Genomic DNA, 13,111 nt, shown 5'->3' on the forward strand with positions numbered 1-13,111 from the left:
TAAAGTTGAACCATTTGATTTTTAAATTCGTCAGTAAATGATCTGCGTTCTCGCTTGGTCATAGCAATCTCCTCAACTTTCATAATTGTTTCAAGTTTACTAGACCTTAAGAGAACTGTCTATTTTAGTGTAACCTATCCAGATGATATGTAAATTAGAGTGTATTGCAACAACAACTTACGGGTATATTTTATCCGCTGACTAAGTCGCTCTAAGACTCCCGCTTTGGCAAGCGGTGAGTTAAGAGTGGCTTAGCCCCTGGATAAGTGCGACTAATAGTGGTTGAATCCGCTGTTTCCTTTAATATTATCAATAGTGTGCTCATGACAAAATGTTTCCATAATGTTAGTATTGCAAATGAAATTCTAATGCATTTGAGGCGCCGGAGATTTCCTGATCTTACGTATCTAGGATTGAAAAAGCTATTTTAAAACGAGTGAATAAGGCAAATTCAAATAAATGTTCCCTCGACTTGCTCTAGAACCATTCTCTAAGGTATAATTATGAAAAGTCTATACTTGGAGGGTTCAATGTTTGACTATTTTCGACCGACACTTCAAGCTCTTTCTCTAGATCATATCGTGATTGAGCAACTTGTTCAAGATGGAATCAAGGGTCTCATTATAGATTTAGACAACACTATGACGCCTTGGAATGATCTTGAAGTGGGTCCAAAGGTTGCAGAATGGTTTATTAAAGTTAAAGCGGCTGGTATTTCAGCATGCGTCGTGTCGAATAATAAAAGACGGCAACGCGTTGCCGCTGTTGCAGAGCAGTTGGCCATTCCTTTTGTTTTTGGGGCGACAAAGCCGCGCGGAAGAGCTTTTCGGGCGGGAATGAAGCTTCTGGGGACAGGGCAAGAGGATACTGCGGTAATTGGGGATCAGTTGTTTACAGATATTTTAGGTGGAAACCGGCTTGGTCTCTACACAATTTTAGTGACTCCTATTAATGAGCATGAATTTATAGGGACACGGGTCATGCGTCGTTTGGAAAGAGTGCTTGTCTGGATAATGAAGCATTTTGCCCCTGCGAAACCGGCAAGTCCTAAAATCCATTAAGATGAAACAACAAAGGAATGGTCAGCCATTCCTTTTTCTCTATCGAATTGTCCTGAATCCATTGCTTTTTAAGCATTTTGTAAAGGAAGGTTACTATGGAAAAGCATTATGCAGTCATAGGCGATCCTATCGAGCATTCTTATTCACCGGGGATGCACAATGCAGGATATGACTCCTTAGGCATTGATGCGGTTTACCATCGCTTTCAGGTTCGCTCTGATCGTTTGGCTGAAGCAGTCGAGGGACTGTGTGCTTTGGGGTTTGCCGGGTGGAACGTGACCTTGCCTCATAAAGAAAGTATTATTGCCCATCTGGATGTCCTTACTCCTCAAGCGCTGCGTGCCGGTGCGGTGAATACCGTGAAAATTCACGAAGGAAAGAAGATAGGCCACAATACGGATGGGGATGGCTTTATCCGCTCGATAGAAGGAGATCTCCAAAGTATGGCGGGTAAAAAAGCGGTTCTTCTCGGTGCCGGCGGAGCTGCCAAAGGGATTGCCTTGGCTCTTGCCGAGCGGGGAATGCAAATACATATTCTTAATCGTACCCCTGAAAAGGCTATGGAGTTGGCTCATATTGTCCGGGAACTGGGGGAAAAAGGAAGCTGGGGCTCCTTTGAGCCCGGTCCATGGCTCAAAGATGTCGATCTTTTAGTTCAAACCACGTCATTAAGTTTACACGAAGGACCTTTTCCTTTTACTTTAGCGGGGATTTCTCGGCAGGCACTCGTGGTAGATATTATAGTGAAGGCCAGGGAAACGGCTTTTTTAGAGGAAGCCAGAAAACAGGGATGTCGCACATTTGGCGGAATGGACATGCTGTTATATCAAGGGGCCTTGGCCTGGGAATTCTGGTTAGGCGGACAAGCTCCCATTGAGGCTATGCGCAAGGGCCTGAAGGACCAACTGCTGCAACAAATGTTTTATAAGGGATAAGGAAGAAAACTATGTCTAAGGTAAGCGATAAAGAACATGGCTTTACCCTTCTGGAGATGCTGCTTGTTTTAACTTTTGTGGCGAGTGCGGGCTTTGTGCTTTTGCTCAAGCCCTCTAACCACCTAGAGAGAGATCGTCTTGCTTTTGCGACAACCCAATTATTAGAAGAAATACGAGATACCCGGCAGGCGGCTTTGGCGGAGAATGACTGGTATCAGGTTAAGTTTTACCCGCAAGCAGGAGACCATCATTATGAGATTTTGCGCGAAGGAACTAGAATTAAGGATGTTCATTTAAGGGATGGGGTTCAATTCTTAGGTCAACCGGAAAGTTTATTATTTAATGCCTCGGGAAGAAGTGCGGGTACAACGATTACTTTAACCAACTCTTTAGGTGAGCGCAAAAGCGTTGTTGTTGCGCCTGTGGCTATGCGGATCAGAGAAAAGTAGTTATTTAGGAAAGTGACTGCGAATACGAAATTTGAAGATAATTTTCAGCAGAATTAGAGGGAAGGGATTGAGTATGCGCTTTTTAACAGCAGGGGAATCTCATGGCCAAAAACTAGTCGGAATTATTGAAGGACTTCCCTCGGGAATGAGAATTTCCCAGGATCTTGTCGATCAAGCTTTAAAAAAACGCCAACAAGGCCCGGGACGCGGTGGCCGGATGGCTATTGAGCAAGATAAGGTTCATTTTCTGTCCGGTGTTCGTGGGGGATGCAGCACGGGGGCTCCACTGGCTATGGAGATTTTGAACCGGGATTGGGAAAACTGGGAGAAAATTATGGCTTGGGGAGAAGACGCTGACTTAGAAAGCCGCAAAGTGTTGACTCCGCGGCCAGGTCATGCCGATTTAACAGGAGCACTTAAATATCGAACTGAGGTCCGCAACATTCTAGAGAGGGCCAGCGCTCGCGAAACCGCTATGCGCGTGGCGATCGGCAGTGTTGTGAGACAAGGGTTGTCCCAACTGGGGGTGGAGATTCGAGGGCGGGTTCTGGCAGTCGGCGGAATTCAGGCCCCGTTGTCCGATGATGAGGACTACTGGGAGCGGGTTCGGCAATCAGAGTGGTCCGTGGGAGATCCTGACGCTGAGCGTAAAATGGGAGAGCAACTCCTGGCAGCACGAGAGTTGGGTGAATCTTTGGGAGGAACGTTAGAAGTTCAAGTTCTTCATCTTCCCGCCGGGTTAGGTTCACACGTGCAATGGGACCGTAAACTTGACGGGAAATTGGCTCAAGCAGTTCTCTCCATCCAGGCAATCAAAGGAGTTTCTTTTGGTCTGGGGTTTGATGCCGGCGCCAAAATGGGTTCGCAGGTTCATGACCCCATAGAGTATACTCAGGGTCAAGGCTATCATCGAGCTTCCAATCACGCGGGCGGCATTGAAGGCGGGATGAGCAACGGTGAACCGCTTGTTCTTCAAGCCGTTATGAAACCTATCCCCACCCTGTATCGGCCGCTTAATACGGTTCATTTAGAGACGAAGGAGACCGTTAAAGCCAGTGTGGAACGCTCAGACATCTGCGCAGTTCCCGCCGCTTTAGTAGTTTTAGAACATGTGGTAGCTTGGGTTATTGCAGAGGCAGTTCTTGAGAAATTCCCTGCCGACAGTTTTACGGAATTAGAAACAGCTTGGGAAAAGTATAAAGAGTATCTGAAATTATAGGGAGAGAGGAAGGATCTCCATGCGAAACATTGTTCTCATTGGGTTTATGGGAACCGGCAAAAGCACTGTCGGGAGGCGTTTGGCACAGTCGCTCGCTTGGAACTTTGCCGATACGGATTATGAAATTGGAGAAGTGACGAAGTTAAGTGTGAGTGAAATTTTTCGCCGGCATGGAGAGACTCGTTTTCGGTCAGAAGAAAGAATCGTTGTCGAGCGGTTGTCTCAGGAAGAGAAACTTGTCATTGCGACGGGCGGGGGGACGGTACTGAATCCGTCAAATTGGAGGGCCTTGGCTGAGAACGGAATTATTATCAGCTTATATGCTACCTTAGAGGTTATTCTCAATCGGATCGGTCATAGGAATGACCGCCCTCTCCTTAGGAATACCAGAGAAGAGATTGAAAGCCTGTGGTCAGAACGGCAGCCCTATTACGAAAAGGCTGATTTTACGATTGATACCACGTTTAAAACGATTGATGAAGTTGTGAGCGAGATTCTTGCTCTACTTGGGGGGATGGCTATCCATGAATTCACCAGAATGGCAAAAGATTGAAGTATTGGCGGATAGGAAATATCCGGTTTATTTAGGAACTTCCCTTGAAGAATTAGGTGCTTATTTGCCTGCGCTGCCTGAAAAAGTCGAACATATTCTGATCATCTCACACCAAAAGGTCCTGGACTTATATGGCGGGCGGCTTATGAAAGGCCTGGGAGACTATCGCGTCAATTTGCTAGTCGTTCCTGCGGGGGAAGCAGAAAAGTCTTTAGAACGTTTAAGCCAATTGACTACGGCGGCTTTAGGCTATGGTGCTGATCGTAAAACCCTGGTCATTGCTTTGGGCGGAGGAGTGATTGGGGATCTGGCCGGTTTTTTTGCCAGTGTTTTTATGCGGGGAGTGCGCTTGATACAAGTTCCTACCACCTTGTTGGCTCAGGTGGACAGCAGTATTGGCGGTAAAGTTGCCGTCAATCATCCGGCCGGCAAAAACATTTTAGGTGCTTTTCATCCGCCGCAAGCTGTTTGGACTGATTTTACGACTTTAGAAAGTTTGCCTTGGCTTGAAGTAGAAAATGGCTTGGCGGAAAGTATTAAACACGCCTTAATTGCCGATCCCGGGCTTTTCAATTTCTTTGAAACTCAAGTAGACAGTATAAAGCAGCGTGATCCTTTGATCTGGCGAACGATGGTGACAAGGTCTTCCTCAGTTAAAGTTAAGATAGTATCTCAGGACGAGCGGGAACAGGGGATTCGCGGGCTGTTGAACTTGGGCCATAGCTTTGGGCATGCTTTGGAAACCGAAATGAATTATCGAGGTGTAACCCACGGCCAGGGAGTTAGCATTGGTATCGTTGCGGCCGCCCATCTAGCCGGCGCTAAAGGATTCATTTCCTTAGCCGAAGTGGAGAGAATTAAACAATTGCTGCGCAATTATGGCTTGCCGATAGCAATCCCAGGTCAAAATCCTCAAGCCTTGCTGCAGCGGATGCAAGCGGACAAAAAAAATCAAGGGGGACGCAAAATTCTAATTCTGCCGCAAGGAATCGGGAATGCTGTGATTTCTCAAGACTGTACGGATAATGAAATCCTGGCTGCCTGGCAGCAAGTCATTTCGGGTTAGGGAAGCTTTTAAGAGTTGCTTGAATTTTATATAGAACTATAAGAGTAAGGTCTGACAGAGCGAAAAGATTCTGTCGGATCTTTTGTTTTATTTTCTATAAGAGATGGAAAATGCTTGAATTCAGAGATTAATTGGATAGAAGAAATAATGATTACTAATCTGGTAAGGATATGTCGAGCAAAGAAGGAGTTTTAAGACGAACAGAGAAGGGTTACAGAAAATAAGCCAATTTAGGGGAGAATGCTGAATAATAGCTGGAGTGAATTGTTTTGCAGAAGAATGAGCAATCAGGATATAGCTTATGGGAACTGGCCTTGGTATTGTTTTTGATGGGTGTCCTTCTTTGCCTGGTCGTCCCACACTTTAGCTCATCAGCTTATTTTGTCAGAAATCAAGTTGACATGGCTAATAAACAGAGGATAGAAGGCGCCGCTCAGATATATCGCTTGGATGTTGGGCGTTATCCTGTCCGTGTTTCTGATTTAGTTTCCCTACCCGTGGGTGTCAGTGGATGGCGAGGGCCTTATTTGAAGGAAATACCTGTAAGTCCTTTCAACTCAGGCCAGGATTATCAAATTGACGCTTATGGACAAGTAAAATAGAAAAGGGAGTGGATAATCAGAGTTACTTGAGTGTTAAGAATTATTTGCTGTTTGGTTTATTTGGAAAATACGGGAGGAGATGGCGACGGGGAAAGATGGATGTGCCAAAGGTTATATATTGTTTGATGTGTTATTGGCGGTTTTTCTTTATTCAATAGGTTTTATGGCCTTGTTTGGGCTGATAGAGGAGGGGATTTTCGAAACTCGTCAAGCTTTTTCTCTCCTGGCAGGAGCTAATCTCGCCCAGAGCATCATGGATCAATTAGCGGCTCACAGCTGGAAAGAAAATATCGCTGCTCAAGCCTGTATACCCGGAGGAATTGTCGAGGGGCAAGAAGGGGATTTTCACTGGTTTATACACTCGGAGTGGGGTGACCTGCCTCAATTGTTGAGAACCAGTGTGGAGGTGCGTTGGGTGGAGCGGGGCAAGGAAGTCCAGTATAAGTTGGAGAGTCTTTATGAAGTTGAATAGGGTGCGGGCGGATGGCGGTATGACTTTGCTCGAAGTGGTTTTCGCTTTACTTATTGCCAGTATCTTCTTGACGAGTGCCTTGAGTTTACTGAACGAGCAATGGAAAAGCGCCAATGCTCTGAGGAGTCAACTGGAAGCCCAGTATGCTTCCCTGACCGCGGGAGAAACAATAGCTGCTGAAATTCGACGGGCCAAAACTGTGCAATGGCTTTCCGACCGTAAAGAATTAATGATTCTGCCTCTGCCGGATGAGGATAACCCCAATCCTACTCAGGACTCTTATTTTATCGCTGATCTGGATAATGATGGAACAAAGGATCTGTATTGGAAACATTTGGGCGTATCTCAGCCTATTGCCAGCTATCTGACAAATTGGGAAAGCTCGGAGGTGGAACCAGGACTTTGGGAGGTCTCTTTACATATCAGTGCCGGTGGGCAAAACGCTCTGTGGAAAATGAGAATACGGCAGCGTGTGCCGGTTTTATCAGCTTGCTCATCCTTATTTTGTTGGCAACGTTCTCAGGACTTGGTATGGAAGTGTATTTGAAGGCTAATATTGAGAAACGGATGCTTAAACGTGAACTACAGAGCCGACAAGCTCTTTATGTGGCCGAAGGCGGAATTGAATGGGCGAAAGCACATCTGCAGGAAAACCCTGGGTTACGGCAGGGAGAGCTTGCTTTGGACACGGGGCAGGCAATAATCGTGATTCAATCAAGTAGCGGTGGGTATCAAGTGATTTCTGAAGGGCATTCAGGTTTAGCCGTTCGTAAAATCGAAGAAACTCTGCAACTCGATGGGGAAAGATGGAATATTACGGCTTATAAGGAGTTACACAGGTGATTATGAAAAAGGGAGATGAATTTGTTCAATATCTGCTCACATATGGTAATCTAGACCTCCAAAAGATATCCCGAGAGTTAGGACAAGAGCTGAGTTCTGAAGATGTCTCCGGAGAAGATCTTGTTCAGCGGGGATTTTTGTCTAAAGAGCAATTCAGTGAAGCGATGCGCAGATACTTAGGTATTCCCGAGGTTTCCCTGACTCAAGTCATCTTTGACCCGGCGGTAGTTGGACTAGTTCCTGAGGAGATGGCCCGCCGCTATACACTTATTCCGTTTCAACGCCAGGCCGGAGTTTTAAGGGTGGCCATGGCTGATCCTACGCATGAACGCGCTCTCCGGGATCTTCGGGTGATCACGGGGCTGCAGGTTGAGCCGGTATTTTCCGACCAGGAAGAAATTCAAGCAGCCATTCGACAGCATTTAACGGTCGAACAATCCGCGGCTAAACTCAATCATTTAGCTAAGCGTACTATGGAAGCAGCGGGAGTTTGCAGAGAAAACAGCGAGTATGACGTCCAGGAAGAGGATGCGCCTACCCTTAAATTAGTATACTCTGTGCTTCATGAGGCAGTCTTACAAGGAGTTAGCGACATTCATTGGGAGCCGCGCCAAAAGGATTTTGTCGTTCGCTATCGCGTTGATGGAAAACTCATCCGGAAACATACTTTTTCAGTGAATGTTGCCCGGAGAATTATATCCTCTCTCAAAATTATGGCTCAGATGGATGTAGCGGAACGGCGCTTGCCCCAAGATGGACGAATGACTTTTAACGTCGGAGCAAGGCGTGTAGATATGCGGATGTCCTCTCTTCCTACAGTGCATGGAGAGAAAATTGTGATTCGCATCTTGGACCCGGAGATGACCCAGCGTTCTTTGAAGGATTTGGGAATGCGCTCAGAGGTTGAAGCGGGGGTGCGGGGATTGTTAAAGCATCCGAACGGCCTGGTTTTAATCGTCGGTCCGACGGGAAGCGGCAAAACAACGACTTTGTATGCACTTTTGCGGGAATTGAATGCCGAGGAGCAAAATGTCATCTCGATTGAGGAACCCGTCGAGTATCAACTTACTGGGATCAATCAGGTTCAAGTGAATCTTCCCGCGGGTCTCAGTTTTGCGGTTGGCTTGCGGCATATTCTGCGCCAGGACCCGGATGTGATTATGATTGGTGAAATTCGTGATGAAGAGACAGCACGAATAGCGATTAGAGCATCTCTCACAGGTCACTTGGTATTATCCACTTTACATACGAATACCGCAGCTGAAGCCCTGGTCCGGCTTACTGATATGGGCATAGAGCCCTATTTGCTGGCCTCTGCGGTCAATGGGGTTCTGTCACAACGCTTAGTTCGCCGTTTATGTGACGCTTGCAAAGTAAGTTACCAGGTAGCTGAGGTTGAAAAACGAGTGCTTCAATTACCGAGTTCCACAACTCATCTTTATCGTCCAGGGGGATGCCCCCAATGTTTGGAAACAGGTTTTCGAGGAAGAATTGGAATTCACGAGCTTTTACCCTATAACCGGGAGATTAAGGAATTAGTACTTACTCAACATAATTCTCGGGACATTGAGCGGCAGGCGGCGGCTTCCGGAATGATGACGGTCTATGAAGACGGCCTTTTGAAAGTCATCCGAGGTTTAACGACTGTGGAGGAAGTACTATTCATGACTTCTAAAATTGATGAAAAAGAAGAGAGCGAGATAAGATGATTTCAATGAGAGAGCCTCATCAAGCGCCTGCGGTTATTCAAACAAATGATGGATAAAGGGATTTTGGAGCTTGCCGCCAAAGGTCTGGCAACTGATAGGATTGCCGGGGGAAAATTGCAGAGTTCCGGGGGTGTACGCAGATGAGCAAGCAATGGTTTGCCTGGAAAGCATTGAATGATCAACAAACTATGCTGAGCGGTTTGCAGATAGGAGAGGATGCAGCGGAGGTTCAGGCGCGTCTAAGGAGTGAAGGATATTTTCCCGTAGCCATAAGAAAATGCAAGAAGTCTCTAAAGGAATTCGTATTGTATCGGGGCAAGGTTCGCTGGAGTTTTCAAACCAGGCGATTAGCTAATTTATTAGAAGCTGGAATACCCTTACTTCAGGCTTTGGAAATTATGACCCTCTCAAAGAGTAGATTGACCTTCGAACAAAAACAATGGCAAAGAGTCAAAGATCAGGTTATGACGGGAGGTGATTTAGCGGAAGCTTTGAAAGATCTTGATTCTCCTCCCAGTCCCTACGCGCTTTCCATGATCAAAGCCGGAGAATATGCCGGAAACGTTGGCAAGGCTCTCAGCGACGTTGCTGATGAGTTAGAACGGGACGATACGTTTCGCCTGAAAATACAGACTGCGCTCGCTTATCCTATGCTTTTAGTAATAGCTGTCCTGGTTGTGCTTTTGGTCCTTTCCACCGGAGTGCTGCCAATGTATGAGAGACTGTTTGCAAGTATGGACGTGGAGCTGCCTTTTGTGACCCGGGTCATTTTTATGGTTGGGAGGGTATTGCCTTTCTTTCTATTAAGCTTATTTTTTCTGACGGCAGGAGGAATTCTCGTTTTCAGGTTTAAAAACCCCGGTAATTGGAAAATAAACCTTAAAGGTTTGATAGGGCATCTTCCCCTCCTTAGCAAGATCTATCGTTTAAGTGACTTGGTTCAATTTACCCGAATTTTGGGTTGTCTGTTAACGACGGGAATCCCTTTGCTGGAGGCTTTGAATTTGACGGCAGACACTTTGCGCAGTTCGGGCATGTTGAAATTGACGGAACAGCTTGTGCAAAGTGTCCGACAGGGAAACCGCATGGCCTATGTATTGAGTGCCAGCGGCATTTTTCCGGAAGAGGGAGCTGAGATGGTAGCCGTTGCTGAGGAAACCGGCAAACTGGATATGATGTTTTATCACATTACCTGTTTGTTTCGCAAGGATCTTGAATATCAGCTCGAACGGCTGACCCGTATGGTAGAGCCGGCCTTGATACTTTTATTAGCGGGATTTATTGGGGTAGTGGCCGGTGGGGTTATGCTCCCGATTTTTGAGCTCAGTTCACATGTTTAATTTAGTTAAGACTCTCTGAATTTGGAGGAGAAAGAATGAGAGGAATGAAAAGGCTCGGAAATGAAGGCGGTTTTACTTTACTGGAAGTTATGGCGGTCATCATTATCGTGGGCGTCATTGCAGCCATAATCATTCCTAAATTAACCTTAAGTACGGAAAATGCACGGAAAAAAGCGGATGTAGCAACGGCACATCAAATAAAAGCCGCACTGGACCGCTATCAGGTTGAAAATGGAATTTATCCTAAAAAAACAGAGATTGAGATCAAGGAAACGGGTGAAGTCAAGAGCGCAAAACTGATTCCGAAGTATATTGGAAAATTAGACAAGTCGACGACACAACAGGCTGTTGCAGAGGTGAATAAAGGGTTTGGACTTGCAGACCTAAAAGCTGATGCGGAGGATAGTTCACTTTTTCTCATTCCGGAACCTAAAGCAGGTGAGACAGTTCATACAATTATGATTTATTTAACGAATGATGGCCTGGCGGCTGAAGTTCGAGCTTATGACGGGGATTTAAAAAACGTCCTTTGGACGTCCGCCAATTGAACCTTGTGAGAGAATTTTGTAGTTCATCGCCTAGATTGAAGAGGGGGCATGTCGTTGTTTTTACCGCTGGAGAATATAATACTTGGAGTATTTGGCCTCCTAATCGGCAGCTTTTTAAATGTGGTAATTTATCGGGTTCCCCGTGAAGAATCGATTGTCTCACCCAGATCTCACTGCCCGAAATGCGGGCAGGTTCTGCGGGCTTGGGAGCTTATTCCTGTGATTAGTTTTTTGCTGCAACGCGGGCAGTGCAGAACCTGTAAAGCGCCTATTTCCTGGCGCTATCCTGCCGTTGAGTTTTTGACGGGTTTTCTTTTTTATTTGACAGGTGAATTTGGAGTCAGTATGGCTATTCATCCGGTACGATTATTATTAGAGCTGGTATTTGTATCTGTTTTGATTGCCTTATCACTGATTGATTTGGATACATTTTGTTTGCCGGATGTCCTAACTTTGCCGCTCTGGGGCCTGGGGATTTTGAGCGCTCTGCTCATACCGGGAAGCCCCAGTGGTTGGGATAGTGTCCTGAGTTCGCTGGGTGCCGGAGGGATTTTTTGGATGATTGCCAAAGTTTACCCCCAAGGAATGGGACTTGGAGATGTTAAATTAGTGGCTGCTTTAGGAGCGTTTTTAGGATTCCCCTCTATTTTTCTGGCCGTTTTCTCAGGGAGCTTTCTTGGGGCTCTTGTCGGAATTTTCTCCATTTTGACAGGCCAAAAAGGTTTCAGGCAACAAATTCCTTTTGGACCTTATCTCTCTTTTGGAGGGATCTTAGCGCTGCTGTGGGGAGGACGGATTTTCGATCATTACTGGCTATGGATGCGATAACAGGAGGGCACTCTATGGGTAAAGAGTCTGTGATTTATGAGATAACAGATTGTGAACTGCGGGTGTTTAAATTTCCTTTGCCTGTATTTAAAGGCCTTAAGCTTAAGGCTGAAGCTGGCGAAGTTAGCTTTGAGCGCATTTCAATTTCCGGAGTTATCGAACAAGGAATTGTTCAGGATGAAAGCGCGTTGCTTAGTGTACTGACCAAGTATTGCACTGAGCATTCCTGTAAATGCCATCAGGCCTGCTTAGCTATTCCTCTGCAAACAGGGATTGTGCGCTCCTATACTATACCTTGGCTTTCTAAGCGGGACAGAAGATCGGCAATTTCTCTTTTAGCTGCGGAAGAAATGCCGAGTCAGTCAGATTTAATCTATGATTACGCTGTTTTGGCTGAAGAAAAGCCTAAAAGCTTGAAACTAGTCCTGGGAGCCGTACGGAAAAGCATCCTGCAACAATATGTGGCAATTTTTAAACGAGCGGATATTGAGGTTGTAGGTATTAATTTCTCCTTGGCTGTTTTAGGACAAAGCCTGGGTTTTGAGTTCAACGAAGATGTACTTTATCTGGAGGGCGAATCCCAAGGGCTTCAGGCGGCAATATTTCGAGGAATTATACCGGAAAGCCTGCACCGGCTGCGCTCGCCGCAACAATGGCCTGGCTTATTCCCTGAACAGCAGAATGGGGCCAAGACGGATGAGCCTCTGGAGCAATGGGAAAATGAAATTCGGCGCTTTCTTTTATATCATAAGACTCAGCATCCTGATCTTAATTTTCAACGCCTGGTTTGGAGTGGTGACTTAAGAGTTGAGCGTCTGGCCCAAGCTCTTTTGGGCGCGGAACAGGTTTCGTCTGTGGAAAATATTGAGTTGAAGTCTGTACCGGAAGCTTGGCAAAAGGTCCTGGCGGAGTATAAAGGTCACAGTGAGGTGGCAGTGGGATATGGCCTGTTGATTCTCTCTCATCGGCCTGTTCTTAATCTTTGGCGACGCCCTCGAAGGGAACGGGCAGTGGAGCGAAGATATCAGGTACTGGCTCTCGTTCTTTGTGGACTCTTTTTCTTGGGAAATATAATTTGGTGCTTATTTTACGTAAAGTCTTTATCCTTAGAGAAAGAAGTTGAAGTGCTTGCCGGGCAAGGCGCTAAGATTGAGGCAGGAATACAGCAGCAGAATGATCTGGAGGCGGCTTGGAACAAGGTCAAAATTCATTCCGGGCGAATAGGAGAAGATTTAGCCCAAGTTCAAGCTTTGTCAGGACAGGAGCTGGAGATAGAACAAATAGTTTTCAAACAAGGAACCATGTCTTTACGCGGCAAGGCTAGAACCGCGCAGAATGTGGAAGCTTTAATCCAAACTCTGCGGGCAATGGGCTGGGATCAACCTGCTCTCTCAAGCTATCAATCGACAGCGCTTAACAATATTGAATTTTCTCTGACAGCCAAGCAGCGTAAAATGAGATTAACCTCTGATGAAGGAGGGTAATT

15 protein-coding genes are annotated in these 13,111 nt (G+C 46.1%); all 15 read left to right on the top strand.

The genetic code is table 11. The features are described 5' to 3' along the window. Positions 1-530: 530 nt before the first annotated feature. Complete coding sequence (locus tag REC12_RS19100) at positions 531-1,061, top strand: YqeG family HAD IIIA-type phosphatase (RefSeq protein WP_308897251.1); 531 nt, start codon at positions 531-533, stop codon at positions 1,059-1,061. Between the two features lie 95 nt (positions 1,062-1,156). Beyond that, positions 1,157-1,996, top strand: a complete 840-nt coding sequence (aroE, locus tag REC12_RS19105) for a shikimate dehydrogenase (protein WP_308897253.1) — start codon at positions 1,157-1,159, stop codon at positions 1,994-1,996. Positions 1,997-2,007: 11 nt separating this feature from the next. Beyond that, the gene (locus REC12_RS19110) at positions 2,008-2,445 is read left to right on the top strand and encodes a type II secretion system protein (protein ID WP_308897255.1); all 438 of its coding nucleotides are present in this window, start codon (positions 2,008-2,010) and stop codon (positions 2,443-2,445) included. A gap of 73 nt (positions 2,446-2,518) precedes the next feature. Then, positions 2,519-3,664, top strand: a complete 1,146-nt coding sequence (gene aroC, locus REC12_RS19115; RefSeq protein WP_308897256.1) for a chorismate synthase — start codon at positions 2,519-2,521, stop codon at positions 3,662-3,664. A gap of 19 nt (positions 3,665-3,683) precedes the next feature. Beyond that, positions 3,684-4,217, top strand: coding sequence for a shikimate kinase (locus REC12_RS19120; RefSeq protein WP_308897257.1), 534 nt, complete (start codon positions 3,684-3,686; stop codon positions 4,215-4,217). Then, a complete protein-coding gene (aroB, locus tag REC12_RS19125) occupies positions 4,189-5,283 on the top strand; it encodes a 3-dehydroquinate synthase (protein ID WP_308897258.1) in 1,095 nt (364 codons plus the stop codon). The genes REC12_RS19120 and aroB overlap by 29 nt, the downstream gene beginning before the upstream one ends. A 269-nt stretch (positions 5,284-5,552) precedes the next feature. Next, positions 5,553-5,885, top strand: a complete 333-nt coding sequence (locus REC12_RS19130; RefSeq protein WP_308897261.1) for a type II secretion system protein GspG — start codon at positions 5,553-5,555, stop codon at positions 5,883-5,885. A 79-nt stretch (positions 5,886-5,964) separates the two neighbouring features. After that, positions 5,965-6,357 (top strand): type IV pilus modification PilV family protein, encoded by a 393-nt coding sequence (locus REC12_RS19135; RefSeq protein ID WP_308897263.1) that lies wholly within the window; start codon positions 5,965-5,967, stop codon positions 6,355-6,357. Beyond that, on the top strand, positions 6,344-6,904 hold the full coding sequence (locus REC12_RS19140; protein ID WP_308897264.1) for a PulJ/GspJ family protein: 561 nt from the start codon (positions 6,344-6,346) through the stop codon (positions 6,902-6,904). The genes REC12_RS19135 and REC12_RS19140 overlap by 14 nt, the downstream gene beginning before the upstream one ends. After that, positions 6,889-7,200 (top strand): hypothetical protein, encoded by a 312-nt coding sequence (locus REC12_RS19145; RefSeq protein ID WP_308897265.1) that lies wholly within the window; start codon positions 6,889-6,891, stop codon positions 7,198-7,200. Before REC12_RS19140 ends, REC12_RS19145 begins: the two co-directional genes overlap by 16 nt. Positions 7,201-7,202: 2 nt before the next feature. Then, positions 7,203-8,909, top strand: coding sequence for a GspE/PulE family protein (locus REC12_RS19150; RefSeq protein WP_308897538.1), 1,707 nt, complete (start codon positions 7,203-7,205; stop codon positions 8,907-8,909). Between the two features lie 140 nt (positions 8,910-9,049). Beyond that, positions 9,050-10,249: a type II secretion system F family protein gene (locus REC12_RS19155; RefSeq protein WP_308897266.1), complete on the top strand. Its 1,200-nt coding sequence runs from the start codon at positions 9,050-9,052 to the stop codon at positions 10,247-10,249. Positions 10,250-10,293: 44 nt separating this feature from the next. Next, positions 10,294-10,797 carry a type II secretion system protein gene (locus REC12_RS19160; RefSeq protein WP_374214232.1) on the top strand — a complete coding sequence of 168 codons (504 nt, stop codon included), beginning with the start codon at positions 10,294-10,296 and terminating at the stop codon, positions 10,795-10,797. Positions 10,798-10,845: 48 nt separating this feature from the next. Continuing rightward, positions 10,846-11,625: a prepilin peptidase gene (locus tag REC12_RS19165; RefSeq protein WP_308897269.1), complete on the top strand. Its 780-nt coding sequence runs from the start codon at positions 10,846-10,848 to the stop codon at positions 11,623-11,625. Between the two features lie 14 nt (positions 11,626-11,639). After that, a complete protein-coding gene (locus REC12_RS19170; RefSeq protein WP_308897271.1) occupies positions 11,640-13,109 on the top strand; it encodes a competence protein ComA in 1,470 nt (489 codons plus the stop codon). Positions 13,110-13,111 lie beyond the last annotated feature (2 nt).

The sequence above is a fragment of the Candidatus Desulfosporosinus nitrosoreducens genome, assembly GCF_030954495.1.
In the GTDB taxonomy this organism is placed as follows: domain Bacteria; phylum Bacillota; class Desulfitobacteriia; order Desulfitobacteriales; family Desulfitobacteriaceae; genus Desulfosporosinus; species Desulfosporosinus nitrosoreducens.

What these genes read in the sequence shown, in the direction of transcription:
- REC12_RS19100 (WP_308897251.1), top strand. Translation starts at nt 531, where the DNA reads ATGTTTGACTATTTTCGACCGACACTTCAAGCTCTTTCTCTAGATCAT.
- aroE (WP_308897253.1), top strand. Translation starts at nt 1,157, where the DNA reads ATGGAAAAGCATTATGCAGTCATAGGCGATCCTATCGAGCATTCTTAT.
- REC12_RS19110 (WP_308897255.1), top strand. Translation starts at nt 2,008, where the DNA reads ATGTCTAAGGTAAGCGATAAAGAACATGGCTTTACCCTTCTGGAGATG.
- aroC (WP_308897256.1), top strand. Translation starts at nt 2,519, where the DNA reads ATGCGCTTTTTAACAGCAGGGGAATCTCATGGCCAAAAACTAGTCGGA.
- REC12_RS19120 (WP_308897257.1), top strand. Translation starts at nt 3,684, where the DNA reads ATGCGAAACATTGTTCTCATTGGGTTTATGGGAACCGGCAAAAGCACT.
- aroB (WP_308897258.1), top strand. Translation starts at nt 4,189, where the DNA reads ATGAATTCACCAGAATGGCAAAAGATTGAAGTATTGGCGGATAGGAAA.
- REC12_RS19135 (WP_308897263.1), top strand. Translation starts at nt 5,965, where the DNA reads ATGGCGACGGGGAAAGATGGATGTGCCAAAGGTTATATATTGTTTGAT.
- REC12_RS19140 (WP_308897264.1), top strand. Translation starts at nt 6,344, where the DNA reads ATGAAGTTGAATAGGGTGCGGGCGGATGGCGGTATGACTTTGCTCGAA.
- REC12_RS19145 (WP_308897265.1), top strand. Translation starts at nt 6,889, where the DNA reads ATGGAAGTGTATTTGAAGGCTAATATTGAGAAACGGATGCTTAAACGT.
- REC12_RS19150 (WP_308897538.1), top strand. Translation starts at nt 7,203, where the DNA reads ATGAAAAAGGGAGATGAATTTGTTCAATATCTGCTCACATATGGTAAT.
- REC12_RS19155 (WP_308897266.1), top strand. Translation starts at nt 9,050, where the DNA reads ATGAGCAAGCAATGGTTTGCCTGGAAAGCATTGAATGATCAACAAACT.
- REC12_RS19160 (WP_374214232.1), top strand. Translation starts at nt 10,294, where the DNA reads ATGAAAAGGCTCGGAAATGAAGGCGGTTTTACTTTACTGGAAGTTATG.
- REC12_RS19165 (WP_308897269.1), top strand. Translation starts at nt 10,846, where the DNA reads ATGTCGTTGTTTTTACCGCTGGAGAATATAATACTTGGAGTATTTGGC.
- REC12_RS19170 (WP_308897271.1), top strand. Translation starts at nt 11,640, where the DNA reads ATGGGTAAAGAGTCTGTGATTTATGAGATAACAGATTGTGAACTGCGG.